The organism is Christensenella sp. (assembly GCF_034927525.1).
Taxonomy (GTDB): Bacteria; Bacillota; Clostridia; order Christensenellales; family Christensenellaceae; genus Christensenella.
Map to the genome: position 1 here is coordinate 1 of NZ_JAYFPU010000038.1, position 6777 is coordinate 6777.

The 6777-nt window shown below is 51.0% G+C and carries 4 protein-coding genes; all 4 read right to left on the bottom strand.

The features are described from left to right. Nucleotides 1-1360: type I DNA topoisomerase (gene topA / locus VB081_RS01375; RefSeq protein ID WP_323399076.1), on the bottom strand; the 1360-nt coding region annotated here is incomplete at its 3' end. A 59-nt stretch (nucleotides 1361-1419) separates the two neighbouring features. Beyond that, nucleotides 1420-2526: a DNA-processing protein DprA gene (dprA, locus tag VB081_RS01380; RefSeq protein WP_323399077.1), complete on the bottom strand. Its 1107-nt coding sequence runs from the start codon at nucleotides 2524-2526 to the stop codon at nucleotides 1420-1422. Continuing rightward, complete coding sequence (locus VB081_RS01385) at nucleotides 2519-4063, bottom strand: YifB family Mg chelatase-like AAA ATPase (RefSeq protein WP_323399078.1); 1545 nt, start codon at nucleotides 4061-4063, stop codon at nucleotides 2519-2521. The genes dprA and VB081_RS01385 overlap by 8 nt, the downstream gene beginning before the upstream one ends. Before the next feature lie 24 nt (nucleotides 4064-4087). Then, a partial coding sequence (locus VB081_RS01390) for a glycosyltransferase family 39 protein (RefSeq protein ID WP_323399079.1) occupies nucleotides 4088-6777 on the bottom strand: 2690 nt, incomplete at its 5' end.

Here is a 6777-nt window from a genome sequence, read left to right on the forward strand (position 1 = left end):
TGGAATCATATACCGCAAGATGTCCCTTAAACAGGATACGCGAACCGCTTGCCTTAAACGTCTGTCCATTTGCGTCGATGTCATAGCTCAGTGTCTCAAACAGCGCCGGCGTCATCTGGCTCGCCAAAAACCTCGTATAGATCAGCTTATACAGCTTATACTGGTCGTTCGTCAAAAACTTCTTGATATCGTCCGGCGCATTGGTAATATACGTCGGTCTGATCGCCTCATGCGCGTCCTGCGCGTTTTTGCGCCCACGGTATGTGTTCGGCTTGTCCGGCACATAATCCGCGCCATATTTTTTCTCAACAAAATCGTGCGCCGCAACCTGTGCCTCGCCCGAAATACGCGTGGAGTCCGTTCTCATATATGTAATCAGTCCTGTTGTATTTCCATCCGCAAGCGGTACGCCTTCATAAAGCATCTGTGCCAGCATCATCGTCTTCTTTGCCGTAAACCCAAGCTTTCCCGCCGCTGCCTGCTGCAGCAAACTTGTCGTAAACGGCGGCAATGCGTTTTTCTTCCGCGTCCCGCTGTTCACTTTGCTCACCACAAAATCCGCGCCCTTCACAGCATCAAGAACCGCCTGCGCATCTGCTTCGTTTTCCAGCTTTGTCTTTTTGCCGCCCGGTCCGTAATACTTCGCCTCAAATTCCTGTCCGTCTTTTTTGACGTTCGCGGAAATCGTCCAGAATTCCTCCGGCTTAAATTCGCGTATCTCGTTTTCACGGTCAACGATCACCTTCACAGCCACGCTTTGTACGCGACCGGCCGAAAGGCCTTTTTTGATCTTCTTCCACAAAAGCGGACTCAGCTTATAGCCTACCAGCCTGTCAAGCACACGGCGTGCCTGCTGCGCATCCACACGATCCATGTCGATCTTTCTCGGCTGCTTGATCGCAGTTGTGACCGCGTCCTTTGTGATCTCATTGAATTCGATCCGGCACGCATCCGCCACATCAATGCCCAGCATATTGGCAATGTGCCAGGAGATCGCCTCCCCTTCACGGTCAGGGTCAGTTGCGAGATATACCGTCTTCGCTTTTTTCGCTTCGTCCTTTAAACCCTTGATAAGCTGTGCTTTTCCTCGGATCGTCGTATACTGCGGTTCAAAATTATTTTCTACATCCACGCCGAACGTGCTCTTCGGCAGATCGCGCAAATGCCCGTTCGATGCCCTTACAATATAATTCTTACCCAAAAACTTCTCGATCGTCTTTGCTTTTGCCGGCGATTCCACAATCACCAGATTTTTATTTGATGCCGCGTTCTTCGTTGTCTTTTTGGCGGCCGTCTTTTTCTTAGCCACAGTTTTCTTGGTTGCCGCTTTTTTCTTCACGGCAGTCGTCTCGTTTGCCATTCTCTTCCTCCAAAATGCTTCTATCTATTATAACCCACATTATATGCGTAAGCTGTAAATTAACTGTTAATTCTAAATTTGTCGCCCGGCACTCCATTGATCAGTCCACTCAGTTCCATCACCGTCAGTACCGTGTTCGCTTCGCGTACGGCGATGTCAAGCTCCTGAGCGATCTGCTCGGCGCTCAAAACTTCCTTTAAAAGTAAATTGTATATCTGCGCCTGTAATAAATCAAGCTTATTCGTCTCTTTTTGTTTTTTTCCCGCTCCCAGTCCAAAGGACATTTCCCATCCCTGGTCGTTCATAACGTCCAGCGCAGAGTGCACCACCATCGCTCCCGCGTCCATCAGGTAAAGCGGCAATTTCGCCATCGGGGATTTCAGATCACAGGCAAGCGTATACACCTCGCGCCCCTGTGTAAGCGCGTCGTCCACTGTGATGCGCGCACCGCTTCGTTCTCCGCCTTCTCCCGCGATCAGTACGCGTGACAGTCCCGATACGATACGGTTTCTCTGTGGAAAAAACTGCGCCTTAGGCTCTGTACCCGGCAGCAATTCAGATATGACCGCCCCATTTTCGATAATCGCGTCATAAAGCTTGCGATTTTCCTTGGGATATATCACATCAGCGCCGCATCCAAGCACGGCGACTGTCTTTCCTTTTGCGTCAAGCGCTCCCACGTGCGCCGCCGTATCGATGCCAAGCGCCATGCCGGAGACGATCACCACGCCCTGCGCTGCCAGCCCGCTTGAAACCTCCCGCGCCATATCAAAACCGTTACGCGTCGGCCGGCGAGAACCCACGATGCCACACGACATGTCGTCAAACTCCGGGATGTCGCCTTTGTAGTATAGCACTGGCGGCGGGTTTTCGATTTCCGCTAGCGTATGCGGGTAGTCCTGATGGAGCCGTGTCAAAATCCGTATTCCCTTTTTCTCACATAAAGCAAGAATATTTTCAACATACGCATCGTTTGCATTTTTCATAAGGATCGCCGCTTGCTTTTCCGTGATCCCCGGTGCGACCCGCGCAATATCCTTGCAATTGTCCCAAGCGTTCCCCAGATCGGTAAAAGCGTTCAGCACACTGTAAAAACGCACCGGCCCGATCCCCTCCGACGAGGCAAGCCACACCCAGTATTTTTCTTCCCGCGTGATCTCAGTCATACGAAAATCCCCAATACTTTTTATCAAGCGACCGGTACTGTACCGCTTCCGCGATGTGCGTCGCGTCCACTGCCTCACTGCCGTCAAGGTCAGCGATCGTGCGCGCCACAAGCAAAATACGCGTGTAAGAGCGCGCGCTCAGCTTCATCTTATCAAACGCTACACGCAAAAGTTCCTGCGCCTGCTTTTCGATCTCACAATACTGCTTGACCTCCGCGGCGCTCAACTGCGCGTTGCAATTTTTCCCTATATTATGGTAGCGCTCCTGCTGCATCCTGCGCGCCCCGTTCACACGTTCTCGCACCTCCATGCTGCTTTCCTGCTTTTGTGTGCTGCGCAACTCGTCATATTTCACCCTGCTCATCTCCACATGCAGATCGATCCTGTCGAGGAGCGGCCCGGATATTTTTGATAAATACCGGCTGATCTGCGTGGGCGTGCAACGGCATTCCACATCCTCCGACCCAAAATTCCCACACGGGCAAGGGTTCATAGAGGCCGCGAACATCACATCCGCCGGATACGTCACCTTACTGTTCGCACGGGAGACTGTTATTTTCCCGTCCTCCAGCGGTTGTCTGAGCGCTTCCAGTATATCTCGCCGAAACTCCGGCAGTTCGTCAAAATAAAGCACGCCGCAATGCGCGAGACTGATCTCTCCCGGACGGTTTTTCATACCGCCTCCCGTAACCGCGGCAGCCGAACTCATATGGTGCGGACTGCGGAACGGGCGTATACGGATGATCCCATTGTCATTTTCCAGTTCTCCGGCGATGGAGTGCATCTTTGTTACTTCCAGCGCTTCTTCAAACGTCAGGTCAGGCAGTATGCCCGGCAGCGCCTTTGCCAGCATGCTCTTGCCTGAGCCCGGAGAACCGATCAGCAGGATGTTGTGCATGCCCGCCGCCGCGATCTCCATCGCGCGTTTGGCTTTTTCCTGTCCCTTGATGTCTCTGAAATCAACATCCGTCTCGCTGCCGTCCTGCGGTATTTCCCATGCCGACGGAGTAAAAAATTCCGGCTGCTTCGTCTTGTTCAGAATCGTAGTCAGCTCCAGCAGGTTCTTCACAGGCAATATCTTCACATCCTGGATGTAACTTGCCTCCTGCGCATTCTCTTGTGGTACGACCATAAAATTGAATCCGCGCTTCCGCGCCTCGATCACCATCGGCAGGATGCCGTTCACAGGCCGTACATCGCCGTTTAACGACAATTCGCCGAACACTACCATATATTTGAGCAGATCAGGCAAAACCTGTTCACTGGCAGCGAGAAGCCCCACCGCGATCGCAAGATCGTAAAGCGGCCCTTCCTTTTTCAGGTCTGCCGGGGCAAGGTTCACCGTAATGCGCTTGGCAGGATATTCAAATCCCGAGTTTTTGATCGCACTGCGCACCCGTTCCTTGCTTTCCTTGATCGCCGTATCGCCAAGCCCGACCAGCTCATAAGCCGGCAGCCCACTGTATACGTCCGTCTCCACAAGCACCGGATAACCTTCGATCCCCTTAAGCCCGAAGCTCAATACCTTTGCTAGCATCCCCATCCCCCTTTAAAGACACTGTCAGCCATAAAACGGCCATGTTGGCAGCCACCGGAGCGCCGCCAGATAATCCGGGTTTGTAGGGATCCCCGTGATCACCGGATAAAACACAGCAAACATCACAACGCATGCCGCAATAAAAATCCACCCAAACTGTTTTCCGTATTTAAAATCGCTCTCAATATTGCGCAGCCAATACACGATCAGCAAAATCAGGAACGGTATGGTCGCAAAATAATGGTAGATAAAGACCTCACGCGAGATAAACCACCACGGCATAAACTGTGACAGCGCCGCGATCGCAAGCATCGTGATACCCCAATGTTTATGCTTTCCCCTTGCGCTGTCCACGATCAGCCATACACACGCCACGATACCCGACCACCAGATGAGAGGATTGCCCATCGTAGAAAGCGTCGATACCGTCCCCGTCACATCGTTATGCCCATTGTAGAACAGCATCGGCCGCACATCCGCCGGCCATGTATACCACATCGACGCAAATGGATGCACCGACGCCGGATCGAGCGTCGAATGATAATTGAGCATATAGAACTGATTGCCCATCACACTGTAATGGTACTTCAGATCGCCCGTCCTGATCCATTCAAAAGCCGTTCCTGTGCTCACCTGTGTGTAAGGGATATACGAAAGCAGATAGATCACAACCGGGATCAATATAAAGAAAAACACACAGCTTGCAAGGATGATCGCTACGTTGTATTTATACGTCTTGACAATTCCTTCATAGTCCGGCGCGCGGCTTTGCTTTGCGAAGCGGTACTCCCTGCTTCGCTTCCACATCGTGATCAAGAATATCACAAGCAGTCCCGCTCCCGCATAAATACAAAGCCATTTCGTCGCCGCGCCAACGCCAAAGAACAAGCCGCTCAAAAACAGCGGTACAATTGTTTTTGAAAGCTTTTGCTTATTAAAATTCGCCTGTGTGAACTGGAACATAAAGAAATACATCAGCATGATCCATAATATACTGTAGCTGTCGATGGTACCAATCCTCGTTTGCGCAAAATGCATAAAGTCGGCCGCAAGCAAAATCGTCGCAAACGCCGCGTATTTCGTCTTTTTAAACAGCATCTTACCAAACAGGAAGATCACCGGCAGCATGAGCACGCCCGTCAGTGTTCCCATAAACCGCCAGCCAAACGGATTCATGCCAAACATCTGGATTCCCAACGACAAGATCAGCTTGCCAAGCGGCGGATGCGTGATCTCGTAAGGCTGGAGCTGGTGGATGTTCTCATAAGCCGTCCGCACATGGTATATCTCATCAAAGTAGAAATCCGTCATATAGGTGGATTCTTCTGGAATCAAAATCTGTTCGTCAAACAGGTTTTGCGCATCCGGCGAATTGGAAATAATATTTTCCGGTGTGATCCACGTCCCGTCCGTATTTTTGACCGCAACTTCCAAAATTGGCAGCTCTCCGTCGTCAAATGGCGTGAGCTTTAAGTATTTTGCATTGATATCCGTATCATACACCTGCCAGCGATACATGTTTTTGAATTGATGCTCAATGACCGCCTTTGTTTCTTCGCCCTTTTTCAATGTCACAGGAGCGTATGTAATCCCATCCTCTGAGTACTGAATGTCAAATTTTTCTTCCCCATAGCCGGCATAATACTTGATCTGTGATATCTGTTCTTGTTGCGCAAATTCGACCGTCACCGGTTCACTGAGCACATTCGCCGTTTCCGGTATCTTGAACGCACCCAAATTGGTAAAAGCAACAACAGCATAAATCACAGTGATCAGTACCATGACCCACGTATCTTTTCTCGTCATACCGATCTTGCTTTCGCTAAACCCGTCGAGCCTCATCTGCGCAGGAGCTTTTTGCGCTTGATCGCCTCCTGCCGCGGGCAGGTCTTCCTTATATTTCACATCTCCAAGCGCGATGCGCGTGATCACATATGCGGTAAAGACAAAGATCGCCATATTCAGCGCGGAAACAGCCACAACCCAGCCCTGCGGGATCACGATCTGGTAAAAATAAAGCGTTATACTCTGGTTTAGCAGCAACGCGATAAACGTCAAAGACGTACACAGTATCAGCCGTCTGTCGCGGATAAAGATGTACGCAAACAGCAGCAGGATCGGGACAGGGAACAAATACCGTTCGTGCATCCCGTGCCCCAGCGCAAACACGCCCATAATGATGAACGCCGCGATCGCGAACAGAAATTCCTTTTTCGGATTCTTGATATACAGCCACAGTGCATAAAGACAAACCGCTACGATGAGGATAAAGCCCCACACGTTTGCCCCCAGTCCAAGGAATACAAGGCTCGACGCATCCACAAAATTGACGCCCAGCATACCGTACAGATTGAATGCGTTAAGCGTCACCTGCGGATACTGCCCTATCGTCCCCAGCATCCGGTTTACAAGCCAGAACGGCTCCTGATTTGCTCCAAACGGCAGCGGTACCAGGAAGAACAGCGCTGCCATGACCCCGATCGACCAAAGAAGCGTCACGATGCCTTTTTTCCTGTTTTCACTGCGTACGATGTTGCGTATCAGTACATATAAGAGTAGAGGAGCGATCATGATCGCCTGCGGCTTGAGTAAAAACGCCAGCATAAACGCGGCGGACGCAAACACAAGCTTGTCCTTCACCATCAGCCAGATCGTCAATACCATCATCATTGTCACAAGGATATCTACCTGTCCCCATGCGCTGGAATTGAAGA

What these genes read in the sequence shown, in the direction of transcription:
- dprA (WP_323399077.1), bottom strand. Translation starts at nt 2,526, where the DNA reads ATGACTGAGATCACGCGGGAAGAAAAATACTGGGTGTGGCTTGCCTCG.
- VB081_RS01385 (WP_323399078.1), bottom strand. Translation starts at nt 4,063, where the DNA reads ATGCTAGCAAAGGTATTGAGCTTCGGGCTTAAGGGGATCGAAGGTTAT.